Here is a 16,109-nt window from a genome sequence, read left to right as displayed (position 1 = left end):
CTAGAATTTAGGTAAAAAACTAGACATACCAAGTATCATAAATTGGTATAAGGCTTCGTTAAAGGTATCCATCTCGCGTTTGTTAATGGTATATCCTCCTAACATTAACGCTTGTACATATAATACATTAATTAATGCTTCGAAAAGTTCTTGATCATCAATAACTAATAACTTTTCAACCAAATCATTCTGTTGATTAAAGCACAATATTGGCATTACTTCTTCCCCTTTTTTGAAATGCTGTAAAGTGGAAGCAAATGGATTAGATGACTGTGATAAACTTTGTATATTTTTACTCGAAAGTGCATCTTCATTAGCAATATATATTGCTGTTGTATCTTTAGGTTCAAAACGCTTCACCTCTGCCTTACAATAATGCTTTTTTAAAACAATATTTGCTTTTTGCACAAACTTTTCAATACGGTCATCTGATACTACTGCTGCTTCAAACTCTTGTAATATATCATTTGGTGCTATTTTCTCAATTGATAAATCAGTATGTAAATGCTTTAGCTTATCAATTAAATCTGTTTCATAACTATAAGCGGCATTTATTACTAATTTCTTTTGTGAACCAGCAATACGTCTTATCTGTCTGAAATCATCCAATGAAGGTGTGTAATATATTTTTTCATTATTACTTCTAATCTCTCCAAAAGATAGGGTTCCTTGATTAGTTTCAAATGGCAAATAGTCTTCAAACAACGACATAATTTCATTATCTGAAGCTGCTAAAGCCTTTATAAACATATGATGAATACTAATAATGCGCTCTAGTATATCTGGATTAGTAACTGAAAGCGTCTTTAGATAATCTTTAAAGCATTCGCTTAACTCTTTCTTTGTCTCTTGTAACACAGCATTATTCATAAGAGATTCACGAGAAGCAGTTGGCTGTAAAGCATTAGCATTTATAATACAACGTACAAAAGATGTCCATTCAGGTAATAGATTAGTCGCCTGATCACACAAATACATACGCTTTAAAAATATTTTATGCTCTTTCGTTGCAGTCGTATTAACCTTATTAGGAATAATAAAAGCAACTCCTTTCAGTTCTCCAGCATCAGAATGTAAACGGAACACGTCTAAGAAACGTGTTTTAAACATTTCTTTTCCGTACGCTAGTAATTCCTCTTTCGTACTATTTGGATCTAACCATACAGGGTTACCATCCAATAATTGCTCAGTAGTTCCATTCTCAATTAAGTTTACTTCAATTGGCAATGCACTACCATAAAATAATATATTCTGTTTAACTTCCTCTTTCTTAAAAAGAGTTTTCCATGCTTTCTTAGCATCCAATATAACTTTTGTACCAACTTCTGGTAACAAATCAATCATTTCGACATCATATGTTCCATCCGCTCTACCAGTCCAACGAACAGATTCCTCCTTATACAATGATCTTGTTTCTACAACAATGGCTTCACTAACTACCAAGCAGGAAAGTAATCCAATACCAAACTTCCCAATAAGATCTTTATCTGCTAATTCACCTCGTTTAGAACTCTGACCAATTACTGATAAAAATTGATGAACATCATCTTGCGTTAATCCTACTCCATTATCTTGAAATACAATGCGTTCACCTTCAAAAGTAACATCAATACGCCCTTTGAAGTGTTCGTCAATTCCCTTTCTAACTGTTACGGCATCCATACCGTTTTGTAAAAGTTCCCTGATAAAAACTGTTGGCGAGCTATAAATATGCTCTGACAACAGTTCTATCATTCCCTTCATATTTACCTGAAACTGATATTGTTTCTGATTCTCCATTATCTTCTTCTTTTTCGAGGTCCACCCACTATTTTTTGAGCATCCTCATTGCCATTTTCTGCTGCTTTTTGATACCATTCCATCGCTAGGTCATCACTCTGAGCCACACCTTCACCTTTTAAATAACAATTTGCTAATTCATATTGTGCATAATCATATCCTTGATCAGCCGCTTGGATTAAATAACTAACTCCATATTCTGGATCAGGTTCTGTCCCATCTCCTTTAACAAGCATTACTCCAACATAACTAGCTGCATCTAAATTACCTCTATCCGCTACTTGTTTTAAATAATGAAATGCTTCTACTTTATCTTTTTCTGTTCCTATTCCAAAATAATATGCTTGACCTAATCGATAAATAGCACCATCATATCCTCTTTCTGCAGCAATTTTATAATAATTAAATGCTTTATTTTCATCTTTATCAACTCCAATTCCGAACTGATAACAAATACCAATGCCCTCGGAAATATAATCTCTTTCTTCTGCTAGTTTATAATACTCATAGGCACTATCATATCCTGCACCTTCTTCATAGCCATATAAAAAGTAATCTCCTAAAGTTAGCATTGCTAATGGAGAACCATTCTCTACTCCTTTTTCCAACCATTTACGTCCTTCTACAGCATCTGGATCAACAAAGTATCCAAAACTATAATAGCATCCTACTTTATACTGTGCGTAACCTATACCCGCTTCTGCAGCTGCTAACATATATTGATAAGCTAGCTCAGGATTAGACTCTTGTCCACAAGTTCCCTCTTCATAAGCTAGTCCTAAATCAACATTTGCATCAATAAATCCTAGTTCTAAAGATTGCTTAAACAAATCAAAAGCTTTCACCTCATCTTTTTCTCCAGCAATACCATAACGATAAAAACGTCCTAAATGATAAATCGCTTCAGGCACTTGAGCTTCTGCAGCTATTTCAAAATATTTTTTAGCCTTTTCTACATCTGGTTCACCGGTATAACCTTCTTCATATAACAATCCTAAACGCATAGCTGCATAAGAATAACCATTCTCTAAAGCAGCTAAATACAATTCTTCAGCTTTAGAAATATCTTGGTCAACTCCCTCTCCATTAAAGTACATCATTGCAAGTTCAACTCTTGAATAATCAGAATTAAACTGCTCAATTGCTCTTTGATAATACTCGATTGCTTTAGCAGTATCAATCTCTCCTACATATCCATATCTGTGATAACGACCAGCATATTCTATTGCTGATAAATTATTACGAGAAGCTGCTAATTCAAATAAGTACAATGCCTTTTCATAGTCAGACTCTGCTTCAAACTCACCATTTTGATAACCTAAACCTAAACGATATGGTGCATAATCATTTCCTAACTCCATTGCACGCTCAAGAATTAACTTACCTTCTTCAACATTGCGCTCTACTCCTTCAAAATCTAAAAGTAAAAATCCTTTCTCTGCCATAGCACGATCATAATTCTCTGCTATCGCTCTATCTAGGCATTCTATTCCCTTAGCAATATCTAAGTAGTCTTTATGATATAAATAAAGCATAGCAAGCTCTAACAGCGCTTCTGGTGAATTGTACTTACTAGCTTTTTCTAAATAGTCAATTGCCATATCAAACTGTGGCTCACTACCATCATTAGGATACAGATAAGTATAGCCTAATATAAATCCACTGTAAACAACACCATCATTAAATGCTTCTAATAAATATTCACGTCCTTGTTCACGCGTATAGCCTAAACTTTCAAAGCGACCATTACTGCACATCATTCCTAGTAGATAAGCACAATATCCACTACCATTCTTTATTCCTTCAAGTAATGTTTCAGCAGCTTTTTCATTATTATCCTCACGTAAATAATAGTCTGCTAATACATATAGTCCACGCTTTTGTCTATGTAGTAAATCATTAAATTTTTCAATAACTGCCCATCCTTCTTCTGCTGACTCACATGCTCTAAATTCAATATTCAATAAAAATAAAGATGCTGTATGTAAATCAGTTGTGTTCTTCACTTGTTCTAATAACTGAAGTCCTTCCTCCTTATTTATCTCAAAACCGTGATTGCCATAATACATACTGTGCCCAACAAAACATTGACACAAATCATCTCCTAGTTCATAACCTTTTCTGATTAATTGTCGACACTCCTCTTCATTCTTATATCCAAAACGCCCTGTTATGTATAAATCATATTGATATGCATAAGCTCTTACAAGTCCATTTGATAAAAACAAATTATTTAATGCTTTTACATCTTCAAACCACAATGCATAATCTGCATCGCTAAGCTGCATACCACTTTTAACACAATTACTATCTTCATTTAATTTGTGATATAATCTCAATGCAAGTTCTCTTTCCTTCTCTATTCCACTTTGCTCAGCTAGCTTACATACAGCAAGTGCTTTATACCACATTTGCGGTTCTTTGAATTCCTTTAATGATAATAGTTCCTCAGCATATACCTCAAGCAACTTTACATTATTAGCAATTTCATTTTCGTAATTTAGGTATTGTGTATTAAGTGTCCCCATAACTTTTCTCTATTAGCAATTTTTTCCAGCTTTATAAATTCTGTAATACTAACAAATGTAGGAAAATGTCAAGAATAATAATTGTGTAGAAACACAAAGTTATGGTAGAAATCAATGGTGCGATTTCAATAAATCAATAAGAATTCGATTTTTTAATATATTAAAACATTGTCATTGTCCACCAATATTCATAGTCCATCATAAAATTGACTATTTTATTAAATACTCAACAATTAGTATATTATTGCATATTTAATTGTTATTGATAGAATAACTAACAAAAGAAAAGGATAAGTCTTTATTTTATTTCCTTTAAGTAAGCCTGGTTTGCTCTAGAAGCTGCTATATAAGAAGCTGCAAAACCTAACACTAAAATTGAAATAAATACCACGATTACGTTACTTAATCTAAATTCTACAGGATAAGGCATCCCTTCGCGTATCATAATAAGATGAAAATAGGACTGTAAATTAACAACGATAACACCAAGCACTATACCAATAACCGCTCCTAAAACGCTCATAATAATGCCCTGAAACATAAAAACTCGTTTTACATCTCTATACCCCATTCCTAAATTAACGAGAGTATGCATGTTATTTTGTTTTTCCAGAATAATCATAATTAAGGCTCCTACTAAAGTGAATAGCGCCATAATAACTACTAAAACAAAAATTAAATAAACAACAAGATTCTCTGTATTCAGCATACGATACAGCCCATCATTTAATTGTTGTCGATTTTTAATAATACTATCTTCTCCAAAAATACTTTTTAGAGTGTTTATAGCCTTGCGTTCTGAAACACCCGGCTCAAGCTTAAATTCTAAATGAGTTACCTCTTTATTTGGAATACTTAATAGCTCTCTAGCAACATCGATGTCAGCAAATACATACTTACTATCAATATCTTCATTTTCGAGAACGTACACCCCTACAGGTATAGTATTCTTTTTAATAAATGCATCTTCAGGGTTATCTATTACTCCCTCGCCAGGTTTCATAGCTACGGCAATCAGAGGATTCTCGAAATCGAATAAACCCATCGAAAGCAAATAAGATATTCCCACCCCTACTACTACTTCATTGGTGTCGGGCTCTAACCAATTACCATACTCAAGTTTATCTTGAAAATCACTTACATTGCTATAGTCTGAATCTATACCTTTAATCGTAGCAACAACCTGTTTCTCCTTAAAAGTAAAAAGCAAGCGATCCTCGACAATCTTGGCAAACCCCTTAAATAAATTAGAGTCGCGTACGTCTAGCACCTGCTGATCACTGACAACGAAACTCTTCCCCTTTGAGCTAGACAAAGTAAGTTCTGCATCTAGATCATTTACAAATGATAAACTAAATGTACGTAAACCACTAAAAACAGACAAAACGACAAACATGGCCATTGCACTAACTAAGACACCTATTGAGGCAACTCTAGTTATGATGTTAATGGCCTTACTTTTACTTTTACTAAAAGCATATCGTTTCGCTATGTAAAAAGGAAAATTCAATTATTTCTTCTTTCTTTTTTCTAATAAATCACGTTGTACTATTGGATTCTCATCCCCTTTAAGTGCTTTATCAATCTGATCAATATACTCAAGGCTATCATCAATATAAAAAGCTAAATCTGGCACCTTTCTTAATTGATGTCTTACTCTTTGAGCTAAGTCATGTTTAATCAATGGCGCATTTGATTGAATAGCCTTTAGCAATTCAGGTCCTTTTTCTGAAGGAAAAACACTTAAATATACTTTAGCTATTGATAAATCACTTGTTACACCTACTTTAGAAACGGAAATAATCAAATTCGTTATTCCATTCTTGCGCACTTCCCCTTGCAAAATATCAACGATATCATTTTGCAAAAGAGCGCCCATCTTTTTCTGTCTATTTGTTTCCATGGTGCAAAAATACAATTTTTTGAATAGCAAACTTTTTTATATTTGTGTATAACCACCAAAAAAATGTAATGAAAAAAATTGAACATATAGGAATTGCTGTAAAAGATATAAATGAATCAAATAACTTATTCGAAAAATTACTTAACACTCCTCCCTATAAAGAAGAAATAGTAGAAAGCGAAGGGGTAAAGACATCTTTCTTTATGAATGGACCAAACAAAATAGAGCTATTACAAGCCATCAATGCTGATAGCCCAATTGCTAAATTTATAGATAAGAAAGGAGAAGGTATCCATCATATCGCTTTTGAAGTAGAAAATATTTTGATAGAAATCGAAAGATTAAAAAAAGAAGGTTTTACCGTTTTGAATGAAACACCTAAAAAAGGTGCTGATAATAAACTAGTTGCTTTTTTACATCCAAAATCAACTAATGGAGTATTAATAGAATTGTGCCAAGAAATAAAGTAAATCGAAAAAATACTTGCATAAATCAATTAAACGCTGTAATATTGCACCCGTTAAACATGTTTTAACACTGGTCTAATAGCTCAGTTGGTTAGAGCACCTGACTCATAATCAGGTGGTCCCTGGTTCGAGCCCAGGTTAGACCACAACGAATTTTTAAGCTCAAAAAGAGCGGTCCTATAACTCAGTTGGTTAGAGTAACTGACTCATAATCAGTAAGTCCCTGGTTCGAGCCCAGGTGGGACCACTAAAATTTCAGAGAAGCATCTATTGTAAAATAGGTGCTTTTTTTTGCCCTTTTTTCACCTTTTTTTTCATCAGTACAACAAAAGTACAACAATTTGTTTTACCCTATAAAGATAGTAAAGTTTTCATTTTCTTGCAGTTAGTTATATTTTTAGTACTTTTATTACTAACCAACAACAAGACACTATGAATACTATTATTGAAACTCCGTTTTTTTTCTTTCACCAGAAGCTTGAAAAGCTAAAATCTGTAACTCTTTCCAAGAAGTTCACTTACATAATTGCCGCATTATTACCAATAATATCCCTGGTAACATCTACTTTTCAATTACCATATTTTTATAGTATATCTAAATGGTATATCCTTTTGCCTTTAACAGCATTGATTTGCTCTATATTATTATTAAGTGCTGCAATTAATTTTCACAAAGGGCAGAACATATTTTTAATCAGTCATCTAAGTTTGATATATAAAGAATCTTTTAAATCATTTAAAAATTCTAAAGAGTATCTACTAATATCTCCTTCTAAAAAAACAATTACAATTAATATCACTACTCACTCTAAAAAGAAACAGGAGCAAAAGAATGACAATGTATTTGTTTTTAGCACAACACATCAGGCTATCATTAAAGAAACATTGTATGAATTAAAGAAAGAAATTATTAATGATGACACAACAATTGAAGATTTTAAAAGAGTTATAGAATCTTGTATTAGTAAAAAAACAGAGAATCCTGATTCTTCTATTAAGTTAGAACTTCAGTCTCAACATTGTGCCATGTTCTTAGAAGCTTTCTTTATACCATTTGTACATTTATTTACTTTACACAAAACCACACTAAAAGAAAGTTGTCGCTACTTTAAATATGCAACTGTAGAAGATTATTCAGCTATAAACTATGATTCAATAAATAAAAAGGGCAGAAAGTTAATTACAAATGCTCATAAAGAAACTTATGCTAAAATCTTAGAAAATGTAAAAAGTCAGTTATCTAAAAAACTGTCCTAAGACTAAAATTAAATGTCAGTTAACTGACAAACAACCATTTCAAATAGCTTCATTACAATAGTTTAGCGTCATAATTCAAAAAACATTTATTATGACAACGCTAAAAATCATTCAAGAGCTTAACGAGATCAAGCTAATGATTACTAAAGGTAATCAGTTTCAAAAAGAAATCTTTACCATTAAAGATTTGATGGCTTATACTGGCTTTTCAGACAGTACTATTCATAAGTTAACTTCTAAAAACTTAATCCCTCATCACAAACCTACCAATGGCACCTTATTCTTTGACCGCCTTGAGATAGTTGAGTGGATTAAACAATATAGAGTCTTTACCGACCAAGAAGTTCTATCACAATTTTCAAAACAGTTAAAAAAATAAAAGCATTGATAGCCCTACTATCAATGCTTAAATAACTATTTCTATAACAAAAGAAAACAGTAGTAAATATAACTACTTCTTTCTGAAAATTTTTTGATATGAATACAACTGCAACAGAATATATTCGAATAGGAACAGAGTACTATGCGATAAGAAAGAAGAACGTCAACGGCAAAGAAATCATTGTTGAACGTAAACTGTGGAGAAAGTCTGAAATCATCACTGACTTTGGAAAGGATATCATCAAAGAGTTACCTAAATTCTTTGGTTATAAATGTGAACCTAATCACATTCATTACACTCATTTTATAGGAGATTACTTTAATTCCTACTCTCCTATTCTATATAACATTGACACTACTTCTGTACTTTCATTAAATTCACTTAAAGAACAGATACCTATTACTTATTATTTTCTACAACACATCTTTGGAAATCAATATTTACTTGCAATAGATTATTTTAAAATTCTATTATTATATCCAGAACAAATATTGCCAATTATAGTGCTTGTATCTAGGAATCGTGAAACAGGAAAAACCACATTTTTAAATTGGATAAAAGAAATCTTTGATAAAAATGCTGTTTTTGTAAAGGCAAATGCATTTACAGAAAAATTCAATAGTGAGATGGATAGTAAACTTCTCTTATTAATAGAAGAAGTAAAATCTGAGAACAAAGATATTGTTGAAGCAATCAAATACATTTCAACGGCTATGTATCAATCAATTGAATACAAAGGCCAAGAAAAAGTTGAGCAGAAGTCTTTTCTTAAGATTATCATGACAAGTAATCACGAGCATAACTTTCTAAAGATAGATAAAGAAGAAACAAGGTTTTGGGTTATTAAAGTCCCTCTGATTAGAAAGAGATCTACTGAATTTTTCACCAAACTCATTAAGGAGATTCCTATTTTCTTAAACTATCTCTATAGAGTTCCTTTCACGACTGAAAAGAAAACCCGAATGTGGTTTACTCCAGAGACTCTACACACAGAAGCCTTACATAAACTAAAACACGATGTAGATCTTCAAAACAAAAACCTGGTACTTGATATACTTGATATTATTTTCAATGAATTTGATATGGATCAAATAGACACCACTCCTTCTGATATTAATGCTCTTCTGAATTATTATAACAGAGGTCATAATATCACAATGAGAGAGATACAAACAATACTTGAAAACATAGCTTTAGTTAGATCAACTAACTCAAATAATTATGAACGAGTCAAGATAGAGGATAATACTTTAAAACGGACTATTCACAAGGGTAAATATTACAGGATTTCAAAAGAAACACTTTTAAATCAGATGACAGATGAAATAAATCAGTAATAAACTATTTACCAATAACTTAAATATTAATAAATCATAAACTGCTTGTCATCTACGATTCATCTGCGCTCATCTAAAGAAAGTAATTCACTATTAGTACAATTATGATCAGATGCTCAGATGACAACTAAATGACACACAGATATCACTTTAAATACTGTAAATCAACAACATACAACTAAACAACCCAAATTATGAATATTCAAGAAGCAAAAAACATATCGATTATTTCTATTTTAGATAGCCTTGGTATAAAACCAACTAAAATCAATGATAAACAAGCCTGGTACCATTCTCCTTTTAGAGCAGAAAACACCCCTTCGTTTAGTGTTAGTGTAACTAAAAATGTATTCTATGACTTTGGTGATAGTACATATAAAGGAAATGTAATTGACTTTGTAATGCTATATTACAAATGTGATATAAAAGAAGCTCTAAAAATCTTAGCAAACAATTCTTTTTCTGTTCACCAGCAACTTTTTAATCCGCAGGTTAATCAAGATGAGAAAGATTATGAGATTACAGCAATTAAACCTCTGAGAAATAAATACCTTATATATTACATCAAGCAAAGAGGCTTATGCATTAAAACAACTCAAAAGTATTGTAAGGAAATACATTATATTCTAAAAGATAAAGCTTATTATGCAATAGGCTTTCAAAATGAACTTGATGGAGTAGAACTCAGAAACAAATATGTTCAAATGTGCTTTGGCTCCAAGTATCCTACCTATATAAATAATGATTCATCTACCGTATTTTTATTTGAAGCCTTTATCGACTTTTTATCCTTTATAACTCTTAAACCTAATTTAGAACATAGGTTTGATTACATCATTTTAAACTCCGTTAATACTTTAGAAAGTACCCTTATTCAATCCTCGAACAAGTTTTTATATAAAACCTTAGACGATTCAGAAACATTTGAATCTAAATATAAAACCATAGTTGCTTGTTTTGACAATGATACTGCTGGAGATAAAGCAACTGAGAAATTAATTGCAGCATTTCCATTAATTACAAAAGATGCAAGAGCTAAATATAAAGATTACAAGGATGTCAATGATTATTTACTGAGTATTAACCGCGATAAACTGACGTGAGAATCATCGAGATGTGTCTTTGTCCTTACAAATTGAAAATTTGAACCGGAACAAAGACCACTCGTTTTTCTCCCGAAGGTCGCAAAATTGGTAAGACGATGAAAAGAGAACACAAGATAGAATTTAGAGTTACCCTTACTGAATCTCTGCTTATAAAAAACAAAGCAAAGAAAATTGGTTGTAGCGTTTCTGAATATTTACGAAATACTGCCCTGGGATATTCTGTAAGTTATAAACTAACTCAAGATGAAATTGAAACTTACAAACTACTAAACAAATTTGCTGATAACTTTAGAAGAATAGGTAACCTTTTTAAACTTGGAGATACCACTAAGGTAAAAGAATCCACCATTGAAACAGCAAACTTAATTAGAGCTCACCTTGAAAAACTAAAGTAATATGATAGCTAAAGCAAAAACATGTATTGGAGGAGCAGCACTTTTTAATTATGTAATTAATCCAAGTAAAGGCTATGAACTTGCTAGAAACAATCTTTCGGGGGAAACTCCGAAAGATATGTATCAAACCATGCAGATTCTACAAAATCAAAACACTCGCTGTAAAAACAATACAATCTCCGTTGTTATATCTCCTACTATTGAAGATAGTAGAAAAATGACAGACCAAGATTTAGAAAATCTCGTGAAAGATTTTCTAGTTGGTTTAAAATTAGATCCCAAAGGCGCGCAATACATCGCTTACTTACATACTGAAAAAGAGCACAAACACATTCACATTTTGATTAACCGTATTGATGAGAATGGAAAAGCACTAAAAGATAACTATATCGGATTTCAAGCACAAAGTATCGCTCACGAAATAGCCCTAAAATACAATTGGACTTCAATAAGACAAGAAAATCTAAATAGAAAAGAGCATTTAAAAACTAATCAGAAACAGACAGCTGAAACAATAAAAAAAGCTCATTATTTTGTTTTAAAAGAGCGTCCTAAAAACTTAGATCAGTACATCAATATGATGCTAGCACATCAAATAGAAGTAAAACCAACTGTAAACAAACAAGGTAATATTCAAGGATATAGATTTATTCATTTACCAACCAACACGAACCTAAAAGCAAGTGAGGTTGATCGGAATTTAAAACTGAATGAACTCTTTGAAAATAACATACCAAAACCAAATAATGATTTATTTCATACTGTACTATATAAAGACCAAGACAAACAAATCTGTTTTGAAAATTGGAATACAAATACAGTTAGTCTATTTAGTTTTTTAAACGCTTATGGAAATTACTATGAGGATTATATGCCTGATATAACTAAAAAGAAAAAACGAAAACAAACACAAACACAAACATTAAATCTTTAACTATGGCAAAGAAACAACCTACACTCACAGAACTCACTGAGTTACTATTTCAGCAGGTAGTTCACTTGCAAGAAAAACTCAAGCAAAATATTACTCTGCAAACTCAGCTTTCAAACAGGATAAATAATATTGAAGTAAAAGTAAATGTGTCTGAATTACACAAAATTGAGTCAAATAATAGACAAAGATTACAAGATGATTTCACTGCATTTCAGTCCACACTTTATGATACTAAAGAAGACCTTTTAAAAGTATATAGGGCTATTAGTCATAAGAAGATGTTCTACATCATAGCCCTTAATATTTTTCTTTTACTCACAAGTGGTTTATCAATTTACGTTGCGATTAAAAAATCAATTCATTACTCTGATTATAATCAGTTAATAGAAAATAATAAGAAATCGAATCTTGAATTAATGTATCTGAATCAGTTCTTTAAAGAGAACCCAAAGAACTTTGAGGTGTATAAAAAGTGGAAAATCACTTCTGAAAATAACACAAAAAAGTCTTTATAGTACATTGATTTTTAGTTTTATTTTTTATTAATAATTACACAAAGTTAGGCAATGCCTCGCGGTTCGCTAGCAAGAAAACCCCCATAAATGCTTGACTAAAGTCTTCGCTTTATTGCGCCCGTTTCTTGCGCTTGCTAAGCCATTACCAACTGTGGCTCCATAATTAATTTAAAAATTTAATATTATGGAAACTACAGTTTTAAACAAAGATTGGCTTATCGCTTCAGAAGTAGAATTAATTTACAAATCAAAAGTAAAGGCTTCACAGAGACCTCAAATTACATCTTCTTATAGTGCATATCAAATAGCATTAAAGGCTTGGGATGGTAATAAGATTGAATTGTTAGAACAGTTTAAAGTTCTTATGCTTTCTAACAATAATAAAGTACTTGGAGTATTAGAAGCTTCAACGGGAGGAATAACCGCAACAATAGTAGATTTAAGAATTATTTTCTCAGCTCTACTAAAGGCTAATGCTACAGCTTTTATAATTATTCACAATCATCCATCTGGAAAGTTAGATCCAAGTGATGCTGATAGACAAATTACAAGAAAAATAAAAGAAGCAAGTAAGATACTTGATATTACTCTTTTAGATCACTTAATTATAACCGAGGAGAGTTACTACTCCTTTGTAGACGAAGGCACCTTATAGGTGTCTTTGTTTTTTAAAGCTGTAAAATCATCTTTAGTTCTTACAAAATATTTATACTCAAAGTTTTGTATTTGCTGTATAGTCAACTTGGTAGTATATTTACAAATCAAATATTTGGTTAGAACAAGAACAATTAAGTATCTCATAATGCAACATATAAAAAAAACCTTCAACTTCTATTGTGATGAGAGTACTCATCTAGAGAATGATCAACATCCATATATGATTATTGGCTATGTAAGTACCCCTTATCACAATCTAAAAATGCACAATGAAAATATACGAGAGTTAAAACTAAAACATTTTTTAAAGGGAGAGTTAAAATGGAGTGCTTTATCAAAATCACAATATCCTTTTTATAATGAACTAATCGACTATTTCTTTAGCAATAGTTCTTTAGAATTTAGAGCAATTATTGTAGATAAAAGGCACATGAACCACAAAGCCTTTAATCAATCGCATGCTGATTTCTATGATAAAATGTATTATCAGTTGTTGAATAAAAAAATTCATCCAGAGCATACATATAATATCTACATGGATATAAAGGACACTTATTCATATCTAAAAGCGAAGAGCCTTAAAGCATATCTACAACGAGACTATTCTAACATAAGAAACTTACAAGTAATAAAGTCTTATGAAAGTGAGTTAATGCAGCTAGCCGATGTTTTGATTGGTGCACTAAACTATAAACTAAGAGGCTTAAATAAAGTAACTGCTAAAAATAATATTATTGAAAAGATAGAAAAATATTGTGATAGACCACTAACACAACGTACTCCAAAAAATGAGAATAAGTTTAATCTATTTTACATTGATTTAGACCATGGCGCTTAATTTATTAAAAATATACAATACCCATTTAGAACTATCGCATTTTACTGAAGCACAACGCACAAATTCATTGCGTGGGATTTTTGATAGAGATATTGCTAATAATGAAAGATTTCAATTCAGAACAAAAATTATTCGTCCTCTAAAGAAAGAAGGAGAGATTGATATGGAAACATTATTTTCTCATCTGACAAAAAAATCTAAGGAGGTTACTGATGAAAACGGAGTAAAAATAAAAGCACGAAATATTTTTGACAATGATCGCTCAAAAAGATTACATTGGATTTGGCACCATATCCAAGAAATAAAAGAAAACCTTCATGTTTTTTCATGTGAAGAAAGAAAAGGCGGCAAAAATGTAATACATACTTATATTTTCGATGCTGAAGAAAACTATGTGATAGTATTAGAGCCACAGCGTTCAAAACAAGATTATTATTTACTTTCTGCTTATTATTTAAATGAAGAATGGGCTAGAAAAAGTATGAGAAAGAAATGGAAGAAAAGATTACAAGAAGTCTATTAAACCGCAAAATCCGGTATACATCTGGGTATATCGGATTTCGAAATTCTTTTCTCCTATTATGGTAGAATGAACACTGCAAAGATACATATTTTTCCCATAAAAAAAAAATACGTGATTCAGTTTGATAAAAATAAACGCCACTTAAACTATGATTATTAATTTTATGATTAGGAAAAATATGGAGTTCAATATAGCTTTACGTTAATATAAAAATAAGGATTCAGTCTTAATTGAGAAAAATAGCATTAAGGCTTATTATAATCCAATATGCTTTTTGTATGAATAGTGTATTTATATGCATAATAACTGATACTTACATTTTAATACTTAATAAGCTCTTAGATAACTCTAAAAGCTTACACCCTAACTAATTTCATTAAAGGCTCAAAAGAATACATTGCAGCTCTACGTCCTGATGATTCTTCTCTTAAAATTAAATAGCCATTATCAACTAATTTTTTAATCATTAGTACTGCTGTTGCATACGGGATCTTTGTTGTACTAACAAATTTATTATTTCTAAATACTGGATAAGTAAATATAAAATCAAGTATCTCTATATTCCATTTTGAAGATAGTAACTCAGAGAATTCAGTTTTTGTAGTTTCGTACAAACTCTTTATACTCTCAGCTATTTCTAAATTTTTAATCGCTTGATTTTCTACTGCTTTTAAGAAAAAAAGAATCCATTCATTCCAATCCTTTGTTTTGGAAACATTACGCATTTGTTCTATATATTCATCTATATTTTCTTCAAAATATCCACTAATATAAAAATGAGGTTCTGAAAGAATTTTTTCTCTCCATAAGTTCAGCGTAATTAACATTCTTCCAATTCTTCCATTTCCATCTTTAAAAGGATGCAATGCTTCAAACTCCAAATGCATAATAGCAGTTTTAATTAACGGAGGAAAATCACTATTTTCTAGAAACTTAAAAAGCTGCTCTAATCCATCAACTAGATTTTCAGGCCTAATAGGAATAAACTAAATTTCTCTTTTTAACCTATCTGCCAAATAATTTTGTTCTTTCTTAAATTCACCAGGAGATTTATTTGCTCCTCTACCTAAATATAACAACTGTTGATGCATTTGCTTAAGAAAGCTTAATGAAAAATCATAGCCACTTTCAAGTGCACTTTGAGCATTTTTCAAAGCACGTTGGTATAAGATAGTTTCTATTACATCGGTTTTAGCAGTAGTGATATCCTCACCTTCATGATCAGCCTCATATTGAAGTATCTCATCCATTGTGCTAATTATCCCTTCCATTCTAGAAGATATTACCGCCTCCTGATTTCTTAAAAGAGCTAATAAATTTTCTGCCTTATGTAAGTCCTTTAACATCTGATCAAAGCGGGCCAATACATCAGTAGTTCTTACCAATTCATGAATAAAAAGGTCATAATTAATACTATTGGGAGGAAAAACACCATAATGATAATCTACCGCTTTCTCTAAATTATAATCCATATACTTTTATTTTTGA

17 protein-coding genes and 2 tRNA genes are annotated in these 16,109 nt (G+C 31.2%); 13 read left to right on the top strand and 6 right to left on the bottom strand.

Annotated features, from left to right (window positions below; translation table 11 throughout):
• The 4 genes from RH98_RS00365 to rbfA form a co-directional block, all read right to left on the bottom strand.
• Positions 1-1,779 (bottom strand): HSP90 family protein, encoded by a 1,779-nt coding sequence (locus RH98_RS00365; protein WP_010249249.1) that lies wholly within the window; start codon positions 1,777-1,779, stop codon positions 1-3.
• Positions 1,779-4,307, bottom strand: a complete 2,529-nt coding sequence (locus tag RH98_RS00360; protein WP_010249247.1) for a tetratricopeptide repeat protein — start codon at positions 4,305-4,307, stop codon at positions 1,779-1,781. Before RH98_RS00360 ends, RH98_RS00365 begins: the two co-directional genes overlap by 1 nt.
• A gap of 298 nt (positions 4,308-4,605) precedes the next feature.
• The gene (locus tag RH98_RS00355; RefSeq protein WP_010249245.1) at positions 4,606-5,817 is read right to left on the bottom strand and encodes an ABC transporter permease; all 1,212 of its coding nucleotides are present in this window, start codon (positions 5,815-5,817) and stop codon (positions 4,606-4,608) included.
• Complete coding sequence (gene rbfA, locus RH98_RS00350; protein WP_010249243.1) at positions 5,818-6,210, bottom strand: 30S ribosome-binding factor RbfA; 393 nt, start codon at positions 6,208-6,210, stop codon at positions 5,818-5,820.
• 68 nt (positions 6,211-6,278) lie between these two features.
• Here rbfA and mce point away from each other — a divergent pair, with 68 nt between their 5' ends.
• The 13 genes from mce (at position 6,279) to RH98_RS00285 (ending at position 14,621) form a co-directional block, all read left to right on the top strand.
• Positions 6,279-6,680: a methylmalonyl-CoA epimerase gene (gene mce / locus RH98_RS00345; RefSeq protein ID WP_010249241.1), complete on the top strand. Its 402-nt coding sequence runs from the start codon at positions 6,279-6,281 to the stop codon at positions 6,678-6,680.
• Between the two features lie 69 nt (positions 6,681-6,749).
• Positions 6,750-6,823: transfer RNA gene (locus RH98_RS00340), tRNA-Ile, on the top strand.
• A gap of 27 nt (positions 6,824-6,850) precedes the next feature.
• A tRNA-Ile gene (locus RH98_RS00335) sits at positions 6,851-6,924 on the top strand.
• Between the two features lie 185 nt (positions 6,925-7,109).
• A complete protein-coding gene (locus tag RH98_RS00330) occupies positions 7,110-7,934 on the top strand; it encodes a hypothetical protein (protein ID WP_010249239.1) in 825 nt (274 codons plus the stop codon).
• Positions 7,935-8,025: 91 nt separating this feature from the next.
• Positions 8,026-8,313 carry a helix-turn-helix transcriptional regulator gene (locus RH98_RS00325; protein ID WP_006260546.1) on the top strand — a complete coding sequence of 96 codons (288 nt, stop codon included), beginning with the start codon at positions 8,026-8,028 and terminating at the stop codon, positions 8,311-8,313.
• A gap of 98 nt (positions 8,314-8,411) precedes the next feature.
• Positions 8,412-9,653: a primase-helicase family protein gene (locus tag RH98_RS00320; protein WP_010249229.1), complete on the top strand. Its 1,242-nt coding sequence runs from the start codon at positions 8,412-8,414 to the stop codon at positions 9,651-9,653.
• Between the two features lie 194 nt (positions 9,654-9,847).
• Positions 9,848-10,756 carry a DUF8464 domain-containing protein gene (locus tag RH98_RS00315; RefSeq protein WP_010249227.1) on the top strand — a complete coding sequence of 303 codons (909 nt, stop codon included), beginning with the start codon at positions 9,848-9,850 and terminating at the stop codon, positions 10,754-10,756.
• Positions 10,757-10,854: 98 nt separating this feature from the next.
• The gene (locus RH98_RS00310; protein ID WP_010249224.1) at positions 10,855-11,154 is read left to right on the top strand and encodes a plasmid mobilization protein; all 300 of its coding nucleotides are present in this window, start codon (positions 10,855-10,857) and stop codon (positions 11,152-11,154) included.
• Between the two features lies 1 nt (position 11,155).
• A complete protein-coding gene (locus RH98_RS00305) occupies positions 11,156-12,088 on the top strand; it encodes a relaxase/mobilization nuclease domain-containing protein (RefSeq protein WP_010249222.1) in 933 nt (310 codons plus the stop codon).
• A gap of 2 nt (positions 12,089-12,090) precedes the next feature.
• The gene (locus RH98_RS00300) at positions 12,091-12,603 is read left to right on the top strand and encodes a hypothetical protein (RefSeq protein ID WP_010249220.1); all 513 of its coding nucleotides are present in this window, start codon (positions 12,091-12,093) and stop codon (positions 12,601-12,603) included.
• Positions 12,604-12,787: 184 nt separating this feature from the next.
• Complete coding sequence (locus tag RH98_RS00295) at positions 12,788-13,258, top strand: JAB domain-containing protein (RefSeq protein WP_010249217.1); 471 nt, start codon at positions 12,788-12,790, stop codon at positions 13,256-13,258.
• 147 nt (positions 13,259-13,405) lie between these two features.
• Positions 13,406-14,098, top strand: a complete 693-nt coding sequence (locus tag RH98_RS00290; protein ID WP_010249214.1) for a DUF3800 domain-containing protein — start codon at positions 13,406-13,408, stop codon at positions 14,096-14,098.
• Positions 14,088-14,621 (top strand): hypothetical protein, encoded by a 534-nt coding sequence (locus RH98_RS00285; RefSeq protein ID WP_010249212.1) that lies wholly within the window; start codon positions 14,088-14,090, stop codon positions 14,619-14,621. Before RH98_RS00290 ends, RH98_RS00285 begins: the two co-directional genes overlap by 11 nt.
• Positions 14,622-14,977: 356 nt before the next feature.
• Here RH98_RS00285 and RH98_RS15940 read toward each other — a convergent pair whose 3' ends face one another.
• Both RH98_RS15940 and RH98_RS15935 read right to left on the bottom strand, forming a co-directional pair.
• Positions 14,978-15,598: a Fic family protein gene (locus RH98_RS15940; RefSeq protein ID WP_237717490.1), complete on the bottom strand. Its 621-nt coding sequence runs from the start codon at positions 15,596-15,598 to the stop codon at positions 14,978-14,980.
• A gap of 9 nt (positions 15,599-15,607) precedes the next feature.
• Positions 15,608-16,093, bottom strand: a complete 486-nt coding sequence (locus RH98_RS15935) for a Fic/DOC family N-terminal domain-containing protein (RefSeq protein WP_237717487.1) — start codon at positions 16,091-16,093, stop codon at positions 15,608-15,610.
• Positions 16,094-16,109: the final 16 nt, after the last annotated feature.

This window comes from Myroides injenensis M09-0166, assembly GCF_000246945.1.
GTDB classification, from domain to species: domain Bacteria; phylum Bacteroidota; class Bacteroidia; order Flavobacteriales; family Flavobacteriaceae; genus Flavobacterium; species Flavobacterium injenense.
Note: the sequence above shows the minus strand (reverse complement) of the source record. Positions and strands in the feature narration are given on the sequence as shown.